The sequence below is a fragment of the Burkholderia contaminans genome (genome assembly GCF_029633825.1).
Classification (GTDB): Bacteria; Pseudomonadota; Gammaproteobacteria; order Burkholderiales; family Burkholderiaceae; genus Burkholderia; species Burkholderia contaminans.
Genome location: NZ_CP090640.1, coordinates 1,712,203 through 1,725,717, shown reverse-complemented (window position 1 = coordinate 1,725,717; position 13,515 = coordinate 1,712,203). Strand labels below are relative to the sequence as shown.

Here is a 13,515-nt window from a genome sequence, read left to right as displayed (position 1 = left end):
GCCGTCAGACGACGATGTTCACGAGGCGGCCCGGCACGACGACGATCTTCTTCGCCGGCTTGCCTTCGCTGAACTTCGCGAACGCGTCGTCGGCCACCGCCGCGGCTTCGATCGCCTCGCGGCTCGCGTCCTTCGCCACCTTCAGCGCGCCGCGCACCTTGCCGTTCACCTGCAGGACGAGTTCGATCTCGGCCTGCTCGAGCGCGGCCTCGTCGACCTTCGGCCACGGTGCGTCGAGCAGCGGGCCGAATTCTTCCGCGTAGCCCAGCGCCTTCCACAGCTCGAACGTGACGTGCGGCACGACCGGGTACAGCACGCGCAGCAGCACGCCGTACGTTTCACGCAGCACGCCGGGCGTCGCGCCCTTCGCGCCGTCGATCGCGTTCAGCATCTTCATCGCAGCGGACACGACCGTGTTGTATTGCAGGCGCTGGTAGTCGAAATCGGCCTGCTTCAGCACGCTGTAGATCTCGCGGCGCAGCGCCTTGTCGGCTTCGCCGAGCGCGGCCGCATCGAAGCCCGCGCGCGCGGCGAGCGCTTCGCGGTTCGTCGCACCGAAGCTCCACACGCGGCGCAGGAAGCGGCTCGCGCCTTCGACGCCCGCACCCGACCACTCGAGCTGCTGCTCGGGCGGCGCGGCGAACATCGTGAACAGGCGCGCGGTATCCGCGCCGTACTGGTCGATCAACAGCTGCGGATCGACACCGTTGTTCTTCGACTTCGACATCTTCTCGATGCCGCCGAGCACGACCGGCTGGCCGTCCGCGTTCAGCGTCGCGCCGACCGGGCGGCCCTTGTCGTCGTGCGTGACCGTCACGTCGAGCGGGTTGTACCAGGTCTTCTTGCCGGAAGCGTCTTCGCGGTAGCACGTCTCGTTCAGCACCATGCCCTGCGTGAGCAGGTTCTTCGCCGGCTCGCCGAACTTCACGAGGCCGAGGTCGCGCATCACCTTGGTCCAGAAGCGCGAATACAGCAGGTGCAGGATCGCGTGCTCGATGCCGCCGATGTACTGATCCATCGGCATCCAGTAGTCGGTGCGCGCGTCGACCATCGTCTCGGCGTCCGGCGCCGTGTAGCGCGAGAAGTACCACGACGAATCGACGAAGGTGTCCATCGTGTCGGTTTCACGCTTGGCTGCCGCGCCGCACTTCGGGCACGCGCAATTCAGGAACGCTTCCGACTTCGCGAGCGGGTTGCCCGAGCCGTCCGGCACGAGGTCCTCCGGCAGCACGACGGGCAGATCCTGCTCGGGCACCGGCACGTCGCCGCACGACGGGCAGTGGATGATCGGGATCGGCGTGCCCCAGTAGCGCTGGCGCGACACGCCCCAGTCGCGCAGGCGCCACGTGACCTGCTTGTCGCCGAAGCCGCCGGCCTTCAGGTCGGCCGCGACCGCGTCGACCGCATCCGTATAGCGCAGGCCGTCGTACTTGCCGCTGTTCACGCAGACGGCCGTTTCCTTGTCGCCGTACCACTCCTGCCATGCGTCGAGCGAGTACTGCTGGCCTTCGGCCGAGATCACCTGCTTGATCGGCAGGCCGTATTTCTTCGCGAACGCGAAATCGCGCTCGTCGTGGCCCGGCACGCCCATCACCGCGCCTTCGCCATAGCTCATCAGCACGTAGTTGCCGATCCACACCTCGACCGGCTCGCCGGTGAGCGGGTGCGTGACCGAGAAGCCCGTCGCGACGCCCTTCTTCTCCATCGTCGCGACGTCGGCCTCGGCGACGCCGCCGCGCTTGCATTCGTCGATGAACGCGAGCAGCTCGGGCTTGTCCTGGGCAAGGCGCGTGGCGAGCGGATGCTCGGCCGCGATCGCGCAGAACGTGACGCCCATGATCGTGTCGGCACGCGTCGTGAACACGCGCAGCAGCTTCTTCTCGCCGTCGAGTTCATACGGGAAGCCGAAGTTCACGCCGAAGCTCTTGCCGATCCAGTTCTGCTGCATGATCTTCACGCGCTCGGGCCAGCCGAGGCCGTCGAGGTCGTTCAGCAGCTCATCCGCGTACTGCGTGATACGCAGGTAGTACATCGGGATCTCGCGCTTCTCGACGAGCGCGCCCGAACGCCAGCCGCGGCCGTCGATCACCTGCTCGTTCGCGAGCACGGTCTGGTCGACCGGGTCCCAGTTCACGGTGCCCGTCTTCTTGTACGCGATGCCCTTCTCGAGCATCTTCAGGAACAGCCACTGGTTCCACTTGTAGTAGTCGGGCTTGCACGTCGCGATTTCGCGCGACCAGTCGATCGCGAGGCCCATCGACTGCATCTGGCCCTTCATGTAGTCGATGTTGTCGTAGGTCCACTTCGCGGGCGGCACGCCGTTCGCCATCGCGGCGTTCTCGGCCGGCATCCCGAATGCGTCCCAGCCCATCGGCATCAGCGTGTTGTAGCCGTTCATCCGCAGATAGCGGTACATCACGTCGTTGATCGTGTAGTTGCGCACGTGACCCATGTGCAGCTTGCCGGACGGGTACGGCAGCATCGACACGCAGTAGAACTTCGGCTTCTGCGAATCTTCCTGCGTCTTGTAGGCATCGGCTGCGCGCCAGTCGCCCTGGGCGGCGGCTTCGACGTCGGCGGGTACGTATCTCTCGTGCATGGTGTGGTTCGGACTAGGCTTTAAGCGACGCGACGGCGCGCGCGCAGGAGTGGATCGAAAATCGTGCTTGCCCGGCGGACATGCAGGTTCGCTGTTGCGGACCTGTTCGCGGTTTCCGGGCATTTTCCGGGTAACCCGCAGCATGCCCGGGTAGCCTGGAAAATTCCGGGTTACCTGAAAAAAGCCTGCCAACCGGGAAAAACGTTGATTATACCGCCCGCGCCGGCCCATTCGACCGGTCTTGCGGCGTGCGGCCCGATCCCGCGGCGGGGACGGGCCCGCCGGCTCCGCTCAGCGGTTGACCGGCACGGCTGGCGCCGCCGCGGAACCGCCCGCCTGCGGCGGCACGTCGGTCACGAAACCGATCCGCGTGAGACCGGCGGCCTGCGCGGCGCCCATCACCTGCGCGATCACGTCGTAGCGGGTCGCGCGCGACGCGCGCAGCCTCAGCTCCGGCGGTGCGCCGCCCGCGGCGGCGGCCCGGAAGCGCGCGGGCAGCGCATCGAGCGCGACCGGTGAGTCGTCCCAATACAGCTTGCCCGCATCGTCGATCGACAAGGTGACGGATTGCGGCGTGTCGCGCGCGACGCTGGCCGCGACCTTCGGCAGGTCGAGCCGGATCGCGTGCGTCATCAGCGGCGCGGTGATGATGAAGATGACGAGCAGCACCAGCATCACGTCGATCAGCGGGGTCATGTTGATCTCCGCCATCGGCGCGGACGTCTTGTGGTGCTCGAGTCCGCCGAATGCCATGGTCGCTTCTCCGGAATGGGTACGTCAGGCTTCCTGCGCGCACACGAACACGTGCAGGTCGCGCGCGAAGCCGTCGAGCTCCTCGGCAAGCTGCCGCACGAGCCGCCCGAGGATGTTGTAGGCCAGCACGGCGGGAATCGCGACGACGAGACCGAACGCGGTCATGATCAGCGCCTCGCCGACCGGCCCCGCGACGTTCTCGATCTGCGCCTGCCCGCTCGCGGCGATGCTGCCGAGCGCGTGGTAGATGCCCCATACGGTGCCGAGCAGCCCGACGAACGGCGCGGTGCTGCCGATCGACGCGAGCAGCACCTGGCCGAATTCGAGGCGCCGCTGCGAGCGCAGCATCGCGTGCCGCAACGCGCGCAGCACGCGTTCGCTGCGCTCGACGCGCGCAGCCGGGGCAGCCGGGTCGTGGTCGTCGGCCGCATCGCGCGCGGCTTCGGCGAGCGGCACGAACACGCGCTCGCGATCGGCGCCGGCGAGCGCGGCGATGCCCGCGTCGAGCGACGACGCGCGCCAGAACGCGGCGAGCGCGCGCGGCCCCTGCCGCTTCGCACGGACCAGGAGCCAGGCTTTCATGAGGAGGAAGCACCAGCTGGCGACGGACATCGCCAGCAGCACGTAGGCAACGGCATGCGTGATCGCATCGCCGCTTTCGAGGTAGTGGACAACGCCGGTGGGTATCGCCATCGGAGTTTCCCCGTGGTATCAGCGCAGGCCGAGCACGTCCTGCATGTCGAACAGGCCGGCGCCGCGCGCCGACAGGAAGTGGACCGCGCGCAGCGCGCCCTGCGCATACGACACGCGGCTCGACGACTTGTGCGTGATCTCGATGCGCTCGCCGATCCCGGCAAACAGCACGGTGTGATCGCCGACGATGTCGCCGCCGCGCACCGCGGCAAAGCCGATCGACGACGGATCGCGCTCGCCCGTCACGCCGTGGCGGCCGTACACCGCGCACTCGTCGAGCGAACGCCCGAGCGCGCCGGCGACGGCTTCGCCCATCATCAGCGCGGTGCCCGACGGCGCATCGACCTTGTGACGGTGATGCGCCTCGATGATCTCGATGTCGTAGCCGTGCGAGAAATGCTTCGCCGCGAATTCGAGCAGCTTCAGCGTGACGTTCACGCCGACGCTCATGTTCGCCGCGAACACGATGCCGATCTTGCCTGCCGCGGCCTGCAGCTCGGCCTTCTGCTCGGCGGTGAAGCCGGTCGTGCCGATCACGAGCTTCACGTCGTGGCGCAGCGCGGCCTCGATATGCGCCATCGTGCCTTCCGGACGCGTGAAATCGATCAGGGTGTCGGCCTGCGCGAACACGGCGTCGAGGTCGGCGGTCAGCTTGACCCCGGTTTCCTTGCCGAGGAACGCGCCGGCGTCCTGGCCGAGGAATGGCGAATCGGCGCGGTCGAGCGCGCCGACGAGCTGCGCGTCGGCATCGTTGAGAACGGCTTCGATCAGCATCCGGCCCATTCGGCCCGATGCCCCGGCAATCGCAATCTTCATGGCTTTCTACACGACAGGTCTAAAGACGGGCGGCACACGCCGCCCGGTTTCCGCACGCGAACTTACTGTGCCGGCGCGGTGAGCGGCTGGTTCTGCAGCGTATCGGAGCCTTGCGGGCCGACCGGCGGCGATGCCTCGTTCGACACGTTCGGCTGCGGCGGACGATGGAACTGGAACTGCGGCTGGATCGCCGGAACCGCGCCCGGCGGCTGGCCGCCCGGCACCGGCGCACCGCCGGCAGCCTGCGTGGACGGCGCGAACCGCCGTGCGGCCGTGCCCTGACCCGACACCGGTTCGTCGCACGGTTCGCCGCGCGAGCGGCCTGCGCGTTCGCATCCGGTCGACCGCCGCACCGGACGCCGGCGCGGTGGACGGGCTGGCGACAGCCTCCGGCGCCGGCGCGCTCGCGGCCGCTTGCGCGGCGCTCGCGGCGGCGGCGGCCTCGGCGGCCTTCTTCGCCGCTGCGGCTGCCTTCGCCTTCTTGCCGCCGCGGTCGCCGTCGATGTCGGCCAGCAGGTCGAGCTCCGAAGGCAGGTTGTCCGCCCCCGTCCAGCTCGCCAGGCGATCGCCCGAGAACGTCACGACGAGATCGCGCTGCTGGACGACTGCCGTCGAGCCGCGCTTGAAGTAGAAGAGGTAATCCCAGCGGTCGGCGTGGAACATGTCGGCCAGCAGCGGGGTGCCGAGCAGCGCACGCACCTGCTCGCGCGACATGCCGACCTGCAGCTGCGCGGCCTTCTCCTGCGACACGAAGTTGCCTTGCACGACGGTGATCCGATAGGGGGTGATGCTCTGCGCGATGCGCTGCGTCACGCTGTCGTACGACGAACAACCAGCCAGCGCGGCAACGGCGGCGGCAGCGATGATGACACTCCGCATGCGGCTCCTCTGAAAGTGCGAAAGAGATTCTGGAATCATTTCCCTCACCGTGCAGGCCCGCGTTGCAGGCCGCGCGTGTTTCTGGAACGGCGAAAAGCCGGTAACATTGAAGCCCTGCATTGTACTCTAGGGATGCCTAGCCATGACCAATCCGACGGATCTCAAGAATATCGGGCTAAAGGCCACCCTACCGCGCCTCAAGATTCTCGAGATCTTCCAGCAAAGCCCGGTGCGCCACCTGACGGCAGAAGACGTCTACCGGAACCTGCTCAACGAGCAGCTCGACATCGGGCTGGCCACCGTCTACCGCGTGCTGACGCAGTTCGAGCAGGCCGGCCTGCTGTCGCGCAGCAACTTCGAATCCGGCAAGGCCGTGTTCGAACTGAACGAAGGCTCGCACCACGACCACCTCGTGTGCCTCGATTGCGGCCGCGTCGAGGAATTCTTCGACGCCGAGATCGAAAGCCGCCAGCAGGCGATCGCGAAGGAGCGCGGCTTCCGGCTCCAGGAGCACTCGCTCGCGATGTACGGTTCCTGCACGACCGAGAACTGCCCGCACCGCAAGCACTGATTCGCGCGCCTCGCGCACGCAGCACGGCCCGGCCGGCATCTCGCCGCCCGGGCCGTGTCCTTTTCGGGATAACGGCGCCGCGCGAATCGTGCGCCCCAGGCTTTCGAAAACCCTTCGACATCCCCGCCCGGGCTGCCGTCAGGCTGCCGGAGCAGGACGCCGCCCTTGCGTCAGGCCGCGCAGGCCGGCTCGAACTCGAGCGCCCACGCGCACTCGAGCGGAATCTCGTCGCAATTCGGCTGCGGCCCGCCGCGATCGACGATCACGAAATCGCTGACCGCATCGAGCGCGAGCAGCGGATGGTGCCAGACGCCCTTCGCATAGTTCACGCCCTGCCAGCCTTCCGCGAGGAACGCGCGCATCGCGTCGGGCCGGAATTCGCCGGCCGGCGCGACGACGATCGCGTAGCGCGACACGGCCGCGAGCGGGATGAACGCCTGGCTGCCGTGCGGATGGCGCTCCATCAGCGTGACCGCGACCGGCAGCGCGCGCGGCTGTGCGCGGAAAACGCTGACGAGCGGGCGGCCGCCGTCCGCGCATACGTCGATCGTCGCGAGATCGTGGAAGCGCTCGGTCGTGCCGCCGTTGATCGGAAAATGACGCGCGCCTTCGAGCGCGATCACGTCGCCGAACGGCGCAAACGCTTCGCGCGTCAGGCGCTCGACGCGCAGGATCCGGGATTCGCTCATGCCCTTGCCCTCCTTCAAGCCGGCTCGCCCCACAGACGCAGGCGCGACACGCCACCGTCCGGGAAGATGTTGAAACGCACGTGCGTGACGGGGCCGAGCGCGGCAAGCTGGTCGAACGTGTGGACGTGGTCCATCTGCAGCTTCTGCTCGCCGAGCAGTTCGGCCCAGAACATCGCCTGCGTGACGAGCGAATCGTCGGTGCCGCCCTCGACCCGCGCGGCCTGCAGCGAGCAGCGGTCGGGGAAATTGCCCTTGAAGAACGCGGTATCGACCTCGACGCGCCGGATGATGCCCGGCCGCGCGAGCGCGACGATCGCCCAGTCGTTGCCGGGCTCGCGGCGCCGCCGCGTTTCCCAGCCGTCGCCCATGTTCACGCCGCGCCCCGGCATCAGCATCTGCGATGCCGGGCCGAAGTGCTGGTTGTTCGCGGCCACCAGGTAACCGCCGTTCTCGATCGCCGCGAGATCGACGAGCTCGCCGGCCGGCACCTGGCGCCAGTCGCGCTGCGGCTGGCCGTACACGCGCAGCCGTGCGAGGCCGCCGTCCGGGTACAGGTTCACGCGCAGGTGCGTATAGGGCTGCGCATCGTCGACGCTCACGTAGTGATGCGAATTGCCCTGCAGCGTCGTCGCCGGGACGATCGGGCGCCATTGCGTGTCGTCAGGCGGCAGGTCGCCTTCGGCGACGCATGCGTCGATCGACGCGGCCGGCGGGAAGTTGCCGGTGAAGTGGCTCGTATCGAGGTCGACGCCGTGGATCACGCCCGGCCGCGCGAGCCGCACCACGCAGAAGTCGTGGCCGGTCGTGCGCTTGCGGCGTGTTTCCCAGCCGTCCATCCACTTGCCGTGGTCGTCGTACTTGCCGGGGATGAATACGGCCGGCTCGGGATTCAGCATGCGCTCTTTCGGCGCGAAGAATTCATCGCTGGCAAAGAGCGCCTGCGCCCCGAGGCGCGGGTCGGCGAGGTTCATGTAACGCCGCGTAAAGGCAGGCGCATTCGGATCGAGGATGGGGGCTGCCATGTCGTCTCCTGATGTTTGATGGCGTGCCGGCGCATCGAGGCGCCGGCTGCATGAATTCGGTTGCGCGGGACGACCAGGGGAAGCCGCCCCGCGCGGGGGGTGCGCTCAGAGCGCGTGAGCCTGGTCGCCGGCGACCGGCGCCGTGCGGCCTTCCTCTTCGGCCGGCACGTAACGCAGCTCGCGGTTCAGCACGCGCGTCGCGCGGGCACGATCGATGTCGTTCTCCCACACCGCGACGACGACCGTCGCGACGCAGTTGCCGATCAGGTTGGTCAGCGCGCGGGCGATGCCGACGAACCAGTCGACCGGCAGGATCAGCACGAGGCCGAGCACCGGAATCGCCGGGATCGCCGACAGCGTCGCCGCGAGGATCACGATCGCCGAGCCCGGGATCCCGTGCGCGCCCTTCGACGTGACGAGCGATACGAGCAGCACGACGATCAGGTCGTGCGTCGACAGCGGCGTGTTGGTGGCCTGTGCAATGAACAGCACGGCGAGCGTCAGGTAGATCGAGAAGCCGTCGAGGTTGAACGAATAGCCGGTCGGGATCACGAGGCCGACCGTCGAATCCTTCACGCCCATGTATTCGAGCTTGCGCATCACCTGCGGCAGCACCGCATCCGACGACGCCGTGCCGAGCACGATCGACAGCTCCTCGCGCAGGTAGCGGATCAGCTTGAACACCGAGAAGCCCGCGAGCCGCATCACCGCGCCGAGCACGACCGTGACGAACACGAAGCAGCTCAGGTAGAACACCGCAACCAGGTAGCCGAGCTGCTTGAGCGACGCGACGCCGTACTTGCCGGTCGTGAACGCGATCGCGCCGAGCACGCCGAGCGGCGCGAGCTTGATGATGAAGCCGATGATCCGGAAGAACACGTGCGACAGTTCCTCGATCAGCGAGTTGACGCGCTGCGCCTTGTCGCCGAGCAGCGACAGCGCGGAGCCGAACAGCACCGCGAACACGAGGATCTGCAGGATGTCGCCCTTCGCGAACGCGTCGATCGCGGTCTCGGGGATGATCTTCATCAGGTAGCCGGCCGTGTCCTTCAGGCTTTCGGCGTTCTTTGCGTACGACGCGAGCGACGACGCGTCGAGCGAGCGCAGGTCGATGTTCATCCCGACGCCCGGGCGCGTGACCCACGCGAGGACGAGGCCGATGCCGAGCGCGAGCGTCGTCATGATCTCGAAGTAGATGACGGCCTTCAGGCCGACCCGGCCGACCTTCTTCAGGTCGCCCGCGTTGGCCATCCCGCTGACCACCACGCAGAACACGATCGGCCCGATCACCATCTTGATCAGCTTCAGGAAGCCGTCGCCGAGCGGTCGCAACGACTCGGCGAAATGCGGGAAGAACGCACCGAGCGCGATCCCTAAAATTAGTGCGACGACTACCCGGCCAAACAGCGAATTGAGGAATTTCGACACGGCGCTCTCCCGATCCAACGGTTGCAGTTTCGTCTGTTCATACTGGTAAGACCAGTGATGTTATGGTGGATAGTAGGAAGCCGATATAGTCGCGTCAAGGACGGACAAAATAGGGATTTCCCGCCCCTGCCCGCCTGGCTTCGATCCGTCGGACAGGGGCGGATCGTGGCTTTCCCGTAGGGCGGTCATGCACCGCCCGCGTGCGGATTACAATGCCGGTCAGACCGGCCAAAGTTCACATCATGAAAAACGTTCCGCATACCGTGACCGACGCCGCCATCGCGACGATCCGCGACCGGATCGAGGCAGGCGTTTATCCGGTCGGCAGCCTGCTGCCGGCCCAGCGCCAGCTCTCCGAGGAGCTGGAGATCAGCCGCGCGTCGCTGCGCGAGGCGCTGTCGACGCTCGAGGCGCTCGGGATGCTGCGCATCCGCGCCGGCAAGGGCGTGTATGTCGAAAGCGCGCAGGCCACGGCCGCGCACGCATGGCGCTTCGCCGAGCAGTCGTCGCCGCCCGACACGTACCAGATGCGCTATGCGCTCGAAGGGTTCGCCGCGCGGATGGCCGCGCACGTCGTCAGCGACGACGACATCGCGTGGTTCGAGGACAACCTCGCCAGCCTGCACGTCGCGCTCACCGAAAGCGCGCTCGACGACGCGTCGCAGCTCGACTTCGACTTCCACATGCGGATCATCCATCTCGCCGGCAACGCGGCGATCGAATCGGTGCTGCGCAGCAGCGCGGACATCATGAAGGAAAGCCAGCGCATGCCGTTCTACCGGCGCGAGCTGCTGCTGTCCACGTGGCAGGAGCACCGCGCGATCGTCGACGCGCTGATCGCGCGCGATGCGGCCGCCGCCGGCACCGCGATCGAGACGCACATCGCGAACGCCGCGCAGCGCGCGGGCGTCTTCTTCCCGACGCCCGGCGCGTAGTCCTCCCACGCCACCGCCCGGCCGTAGCGGTCACCGTTCCGATGGATCGCGATGCACGAGCACGCGCTCGATGAAAGCGCACGCCGCGTCGCTGCGGGTCACGCAGTCATGCGGCAGGCCGGCAATCCGTTTCCGCCGCACGACGAAAAAGGCACGCGCCGCACGTTGCGGGCGTGCCTTTTTGCCGAGGGCGCTGCAGCCGTCGCGCGCCAGGGCCGCACCGTCAAGCGGCCTCGGTCGCGAAATCGATCAGTACCTTCATCGCGCGCTGGCGATCGCCGGCCAGCTCGAACGCGAGGTTCGCATCGCGCATCGGGAACACGCGCGTGACGGCCGGACGCAGGTCGACGCGCCCCGCGTTGATCAACTGCACCGCGAGCGCGAATTCCGCGTGAAAGCGGAACGAGCCGCAGATCGACAGCTCTTTCGCGACCACGACGTTCTGCGGCAGGCTGACATCGCCGCCGAGCCCGAGCTGCACGACGACCCCGCGGGGACGCATCACGTCCAGCCCGTCGCGCAGCGCGCGTGCATTGCCTGAACACTCGATCATCACGTCGAAAGTGCCCTTGTCGGCGCCGTAGCGCTCGACCCAGCCGGCATCGGCCGCCGCATTGATCGTGCGGTCGGCGCCGAGCGCGCTCGCCACTGCCAGCGGCGCTTCGACGACATCCGTCGCGACGACCTCCGCCGCGCCGTGCACGCGCGCCGCCGCCACCGCCAGCACGCCGATCGGCCCGCAGCCCGACACGAGCACGCGCTTGCCGATCAGCGGGCCCGCGCGCGACACCGCATGCAGCCCGACCGCGAATGGCTCGGCGAGCGCCGCAAGAGACAGCGGCACGTGGTCGGCGACCTTCACGCACTGCACCGCGTCGCACACGAGCGCATTACGGAACGCGCCCTGCACGTGCGGCATCCGCATCGCGCTGCCGTAGAAGCGCATGTCGAGACACTGGTTCGGCAGCCCTTCGAGGCAATAGCGGCACGCGCCGCACGGCCGGCTCGGATTGACCGCGACGCGATCGCCGACCTTCACCGACGTCACGTCCGGCGCCACTTCCGCAACCGTGCCGGCCACCTCATGACCGAGCACCATCGGCTGCTGCAGCCGGATCGCGCCGAAGCCGCCGTGCCGGAAATAATGGAGATCGGAGCCGCAGATGCCGCCCATCGCGACATCGACGCGCACCTGGCCCGGGCCGATCTCGCCCGCGTCCTGCTCTTCCACGCGCAGGTCGTTCGGCCCGTGGATCACGACACACATGCAACGCATACGCATGACAGCCTCCTTGTCAGACGGCACTCGTCAGCCCGCCGTCGACGAACAGCGTCTGGCCGTTCACGAAATCGGATGCAGCCGACGCGAGGAAGATCGCCGCGCCGCACAGCTCGTCGACGCGCCCCCAGCGGCCGGCCGGCGTACGCTTGCACAGCCAGTCCGAGAACGCCGCGTCGTCGACCAGCGCGCGGTTGAGTTCGGTTTCGAAATAGCCGGGCGCGAGGCCGTTCGCCTGGATGCCGTGGCGCGCCCAGTCCGCGCACATCCCTTTCGTCAGCATCCGCACCGCGCCCTTGGTCGCCGCGTACGGCGCGATCGTCGGCCGTGCGAGCTCGCTCTGCACCGAGCAGATGTTGATGATCTTGCCGCGGCCGCGCGCGATCATGTGCCGCGCGACGGCCTGCGCGACGTTGAACACGCCGTCGAGGTTCACGCGCATCAGCGCATGCCAGTCGTCGGGCTCGAACGCGTCGAGCGGCGCGCGGCGCTGGATGCCCGCGTTGTTCACGAGGATGTCGATCGCACCGACGCGCGCCTCGAAATCGTCGATCGCCGCGCGCACCTGCGCATGCTCGGCAACGTCGAATACCGCGTAGTCGGCCGTGAAGCCTTCCTCGCGCAGGTGCTGCACGAGCGTCGCGGCCTTCTCCTCATTGCGATCGTTGATGACGATCGCGGCCCCCGCCTCGGCCAGCCCCCGGGCGAGCGTCAGCCCGATCCCGCGGCCGGAACCGGTAATCAGTGCGCGGCGACCGTCGAGACGGAACCGTTCAAGCGCGTTGGTCATGCGTGTCTCCTCGTGCCAGTCGAGCCGGCGGCCCATCGCGGCCGGTCTCGCGTTGCCGGTATCTTCGGCTGCCTGCCGGGCGCCGCGCCAATGGTCTTTTTTGATCCGGTTATCATGAAACCTGATCACCGCTTTCTCGTGCTCGCCGCCCATGGAACTCAAGCAATTGCGCGCCTTCGTCACGCTCGCGGAAGAGCTGCATTTCGGGCGCGCCGCGCAGCGCCTGTTCATCGTACAGCCCGCGCTGAGCATGCAGATCAAGGCGCTCGAGGAAGAACTCGGCGCGCGCCTGTTCGAGCGCGACCGGCACAAGGTCGAACTGAGCGATACGGGGCGCGTGTTCCTGCCCGAGGCGCGCGCGACGCTGCAGCAGGCCGCACGCGCGGAACAGCTGGCCCGGCTGTCGAGCCGCGGCGAAATCGGTACGCTGCGGATCGCGTTCGTATCGTCGGTGCTGCCCGTGCTGCTGCCGGCCGTGCTGCGCACGATGCGCGAGCGCTATCCGCTGATCGCGCTCGAACTGAAGGACCTGCCGACGCCCGACCAGATCGCCGCGCTGCGCGACCGGCGGATCGATTTCGGGATGATCCGGCTGCCGGCCGCGTATGCGGGCATCGACACGCGCGTGGTACTCGAGGAAGGTTTCGTCGTCGCGCTGCCGCTCGACCATCCGCTCGCCGCCCACGATGTGATCGCGCCGGCCGCGCTGCGCGGCCAGCCCGCGTTCGTGCTCGCGCGCCGCTACGCGCCGGGCTTTCACGACGACATGCTGCTCGCGCTGAGCCGCGCGGGCACGACGCTCGAGATCGCGCAGGAGTTCGGGGAATTCACGACGATGCTCGCACTCGTCGCGGCGGGGATGGGCATCGGGCTGATTCCGGCGGAAGCCGCCAGCGCGCTGCCGCCTAACGTGCTCGCGCGGCCGCTCGACCTGGCCGGGCACAGAACGGGCATCGGCCTCGCGTGGACCGACCTCGACAGCCCGCTGAAGCGCGCGTTCGTCGCGGCGCTCGAGCAGGTGACGGCAACATCGGGCAACAATGGCGCGCAATAAAAATCTA

General features: G+C 68.1%; 12 protein-coding genes and 1 pseudogene. 3 read left to right on the top strand and 10 right to left on the bottom strand.

The features are described 5' to 3' along the window. Window positions 1-4 precede the first annotated feature (4 nt). The 5 genes and pseudogenes from leuS to LXE91_RS08050 form a co-directional block, all read right to left on the bottom strand. On the bottom strand, window positions 5-2,599 hold the full coding sequence (gene leuS, locus LXE91_RS08070; RefSeq protein ID WP_046543647.1) for a leucine--tRNA ligase: 2,595 nt from the start codon (window positions 2,597-2,599) through the stop codon (window positions 5-7). A 291-nt stretch (window positions 2,600-2,890) separates the two neighbouring features. Beyond that, window positions 2,891-3,352: an ExbD/TolR family protein gene (locus LXE91_RS08065; RefSeq protein WP_039361506.1), complete on the bottom strand. Its 462-nt coding sequence runs from the start codon at window positions 3,350-3,352 to the stop codon at window positions 2,891-2,893. A 24-nt stretch (window positions 3,353-3,376) separates the two neighbouring features. Beyond that, window positions 3,377-4,045 carry a MotA/TolQ/ExbB proton channel family protein gene (locus tag LXE91_RS08060; RefSeq protein WP_278068126.1) on the bottom strand — a complete coding sequence of 223 codons (669 nt, stop codon included), beginning with the start codon at window positions 4,043-4,045 and terminating at the stop codon, window positions 3,377-3,379. Window positions 4,046-4,063: 18 nt separating this feature from the next. Continuing rightward, window positions 4,064-4,861 carry a 4-hydroxy-tetrahydrodipicolinate reductase gene (gene dapB, locus LXE91_RS08055; protein ID WP_039361509.1) on the bottom strand — a complete coding sequence of 266 codons (798 nt, stop codon included), beginning with the start codon at window positions 4,859-4,861 and terminating at the stop codon, window positions 4,064-4,066. A gap of 62 nt (window positions 4,862-4,923) precedes the next feature. Then, window positions 4,924-5,740 (bottom strand): annotated as a pseudogene (locus tag LXE91_RS08050) (outer membrane protein assembly factor BamE). A 142-nt stretch (window positions 5,741-5,882) separates the two neighbouring features. Here LXE91_RS08050 and fur point away from each other — a divergent pair. Continuing rightward, the gene (gene fur, locus LXE91_RS08045) at window positions 5,883-6,311 is read left to right on the top strand and encodes a ferric iron uptake transcriptional regulator (RefSeq protein WP_006400349.1); all 429 of its coding nucleotides are present in this window, start codon (window positions 5,883-5,885) and stop codon (window positions 6,309-6,311) included. A gap of 170 nt (window positions 6,312-6,481) precedes the next feature. Here fur and LXE91_RS08040 read toward each other — a convergent pair whose 3' ends face one another. From LXE91_RS08040 to LXE91_RS08030, 3 genes are all read right to left on the bottom strand, one after another. Next, window positions 6,482-7,000, bottom strand: coding sequence for an ureidoglycolate lyase (locus tag LXE91_RS08040; RefSeq protein WP_039361513.1), 519 nt, complete (start codon window positions 6,998-7,000; stop codon window positions 6,482-6,484). A 14-nt stretch (window positions 7,001-7,014) separates the two neighbouring features. Continuing rightward, on the bottom strand, window positions 7,015-8,022 hold the full coding sequence (gene alc / locus LXE91_RS08035; RefSeq protein ID WP_039361515.1) for an allantoicase: 1,008 nt from the start codon (window positions 8,020-8,022) through the stop codon (window positions 7,015-7,017). Between the two features lie 105 nt (window positions 8,023-8,127). Next, window positions 8,128-9,450, bottom strand: a complete 1,323-nt coding sequence (locus LXE91_RS08030) for a C4-dicarboxylate transporter DctA (RefSeq protein ID WP_039361575.1) — start codon at window positions 9,448-9,450, stop codon at window positions 8,128-8,130. 212 nt (window positions 9,451-9,662) lie between these two features. On the opposite strand from LXE91_RS08030, the gene LXE91_RS08025 reads away from it, so the two are divergent. Then, window positions 9,663-10,385: a FadR/GntR family transcriptional regulator gene (locus LXE91_RS08025; RefSeq protein ID WP_076841700.1), complete on the top strand. Its 723-nt coding sequence runs from the start codon at window positions 9,663-9,665 to the stop codon at window positions 10,383-10,385. Between the two features lie 223 nt (window positions 10,386-10,608). Here LXE91_RS08025 and LXE91_RS08020 read toward each other — a convergent pair whose 3' ends face one another. Continuing rightward, window positions 10,609-11,667, bottom strand: coding sequence for an L-idonate 5-dehydrogenase (locus tag LXE91_RS08020; RefSeq protein ID WP_039361519.1), 1,059 nt, complete (start codon window positions 11,665-11,667; stop codon window positions 10,609-10,611). Window positions 11,668-11,680: 13 nt separating this feature from the next. Beyond that, window positions 11,681-12,454 (bottom strand): SDR family NAD(P)-dependent oxidoreductase, encoded by a 774-nt coding sequence (locus LXE91_RS08015; protein WP_039361577.1) that lies wholly within the window; start codon window positions 12,452-12,454, stop codon window positions 11,681-11,683. Between the two features lie 151 nt (window positions 12,455-12,605). Here LXE91_RS08015 and LXE91_RS08010 point away from each other — a divergent pair, with 151 nt between their 5' ends. After that, window positions 12,606-13,508 (top strand): LysR family transcriptional regulator, encoded by a 903-nt coding sequence (locus tag LXE91_RS08010; RefSeq protein WP_039361520.1) that lies wholly within the window; start codon window positions 12,606-12,608, stop codon window positions 13,506-13,508. The last annotated feature ends 7 nt before the right edge of the window (window positions 13,509-13,515 follow it).

What these genes read in the sequence shown, in the direction of transcription:
- leuS (WP_046543647.1), bottom strand. Translation starts at nt 2,599, where the DNA reads ATGCACGAGAGATACGTACCCGCCGACGTCGAAGCCGCCGCCCAGGGC.
- LXE91_RS08065 (WP_039361506.1), bottom strand. Translation starts at nt 3,352, where the DNA reads ATGGCATTCGGCGGACTCGAGCACCACAAGACGTCCGCGCCGATGGCG.
- LXE91_RS08060 (WP_278068126.1), bottom strand. Translation starts at nt 4,045, where the DNA reads ATGGCGATACCCACCGGCGTTGTCCACTACCTCGAAAGCGGCGATGCG.
- dapB (WP_039361509.1), bottom strand. Translation starts at nt 4,861, where the DNA reads ATGAAGATTGCGATTGCCGGGGCATCGGGCCGAATGGGCCGGATGCTG.
- fur (WP_006400349.1), top strand. Translation starts at nt 5,883, where the DNA reads ATGACCAATCCGACGGATCTCAAGAATATCGGGCTAAAGGCCACCCTA.
- LXE91_RS08040 (WP_039361513.1), bottom strand. Translation starts at nt 7,000, where the DNA reads ATGAGCGAATCCCGGATCCTGCGCGTCGAGCGCCTGACGCGCGAAGCG.
- alc (WP_039361515.1), bottom strand. Translation starts at nt 8,022, where the DNA reads ATGGCAGCCCCCATCCTCGATCCGAATGCGCCTGCCTTTACGCGGCGT.
- LXE91_RS08025 (WP_076841700.1), top strand. Translation starts at nt 9,663, where the DNA reads ATGCCGGTCAGACCGGCCAAAGTTCACATCATGAAAAACGTTCCGCAT.
- LXE91_RS08020 (WP_039361519.1), bottom strand. Translation starts at nt 11,667, where the DNA reads ATGCGTATGCGTTGCATGTGTGTCGTGATCCACGGGCCGAACGACCTG.
- LXE91_RS08015 (WP_039361577.1), bottom strand. Translation starts at nt 12,454, where the DNA reads ATGACCAACGCGCTTGAACGGTTCCGTCTCGACGGTCGCCGCGCACTG.
- LXE91_RS08010 (WP_039361520.1), top strand. Translation starts at nt 12,606, where the DNA reads ATGGAACTCAAGCAATTGCGCGCCTTCGTCACGCTCGCGGAAGAGCTG.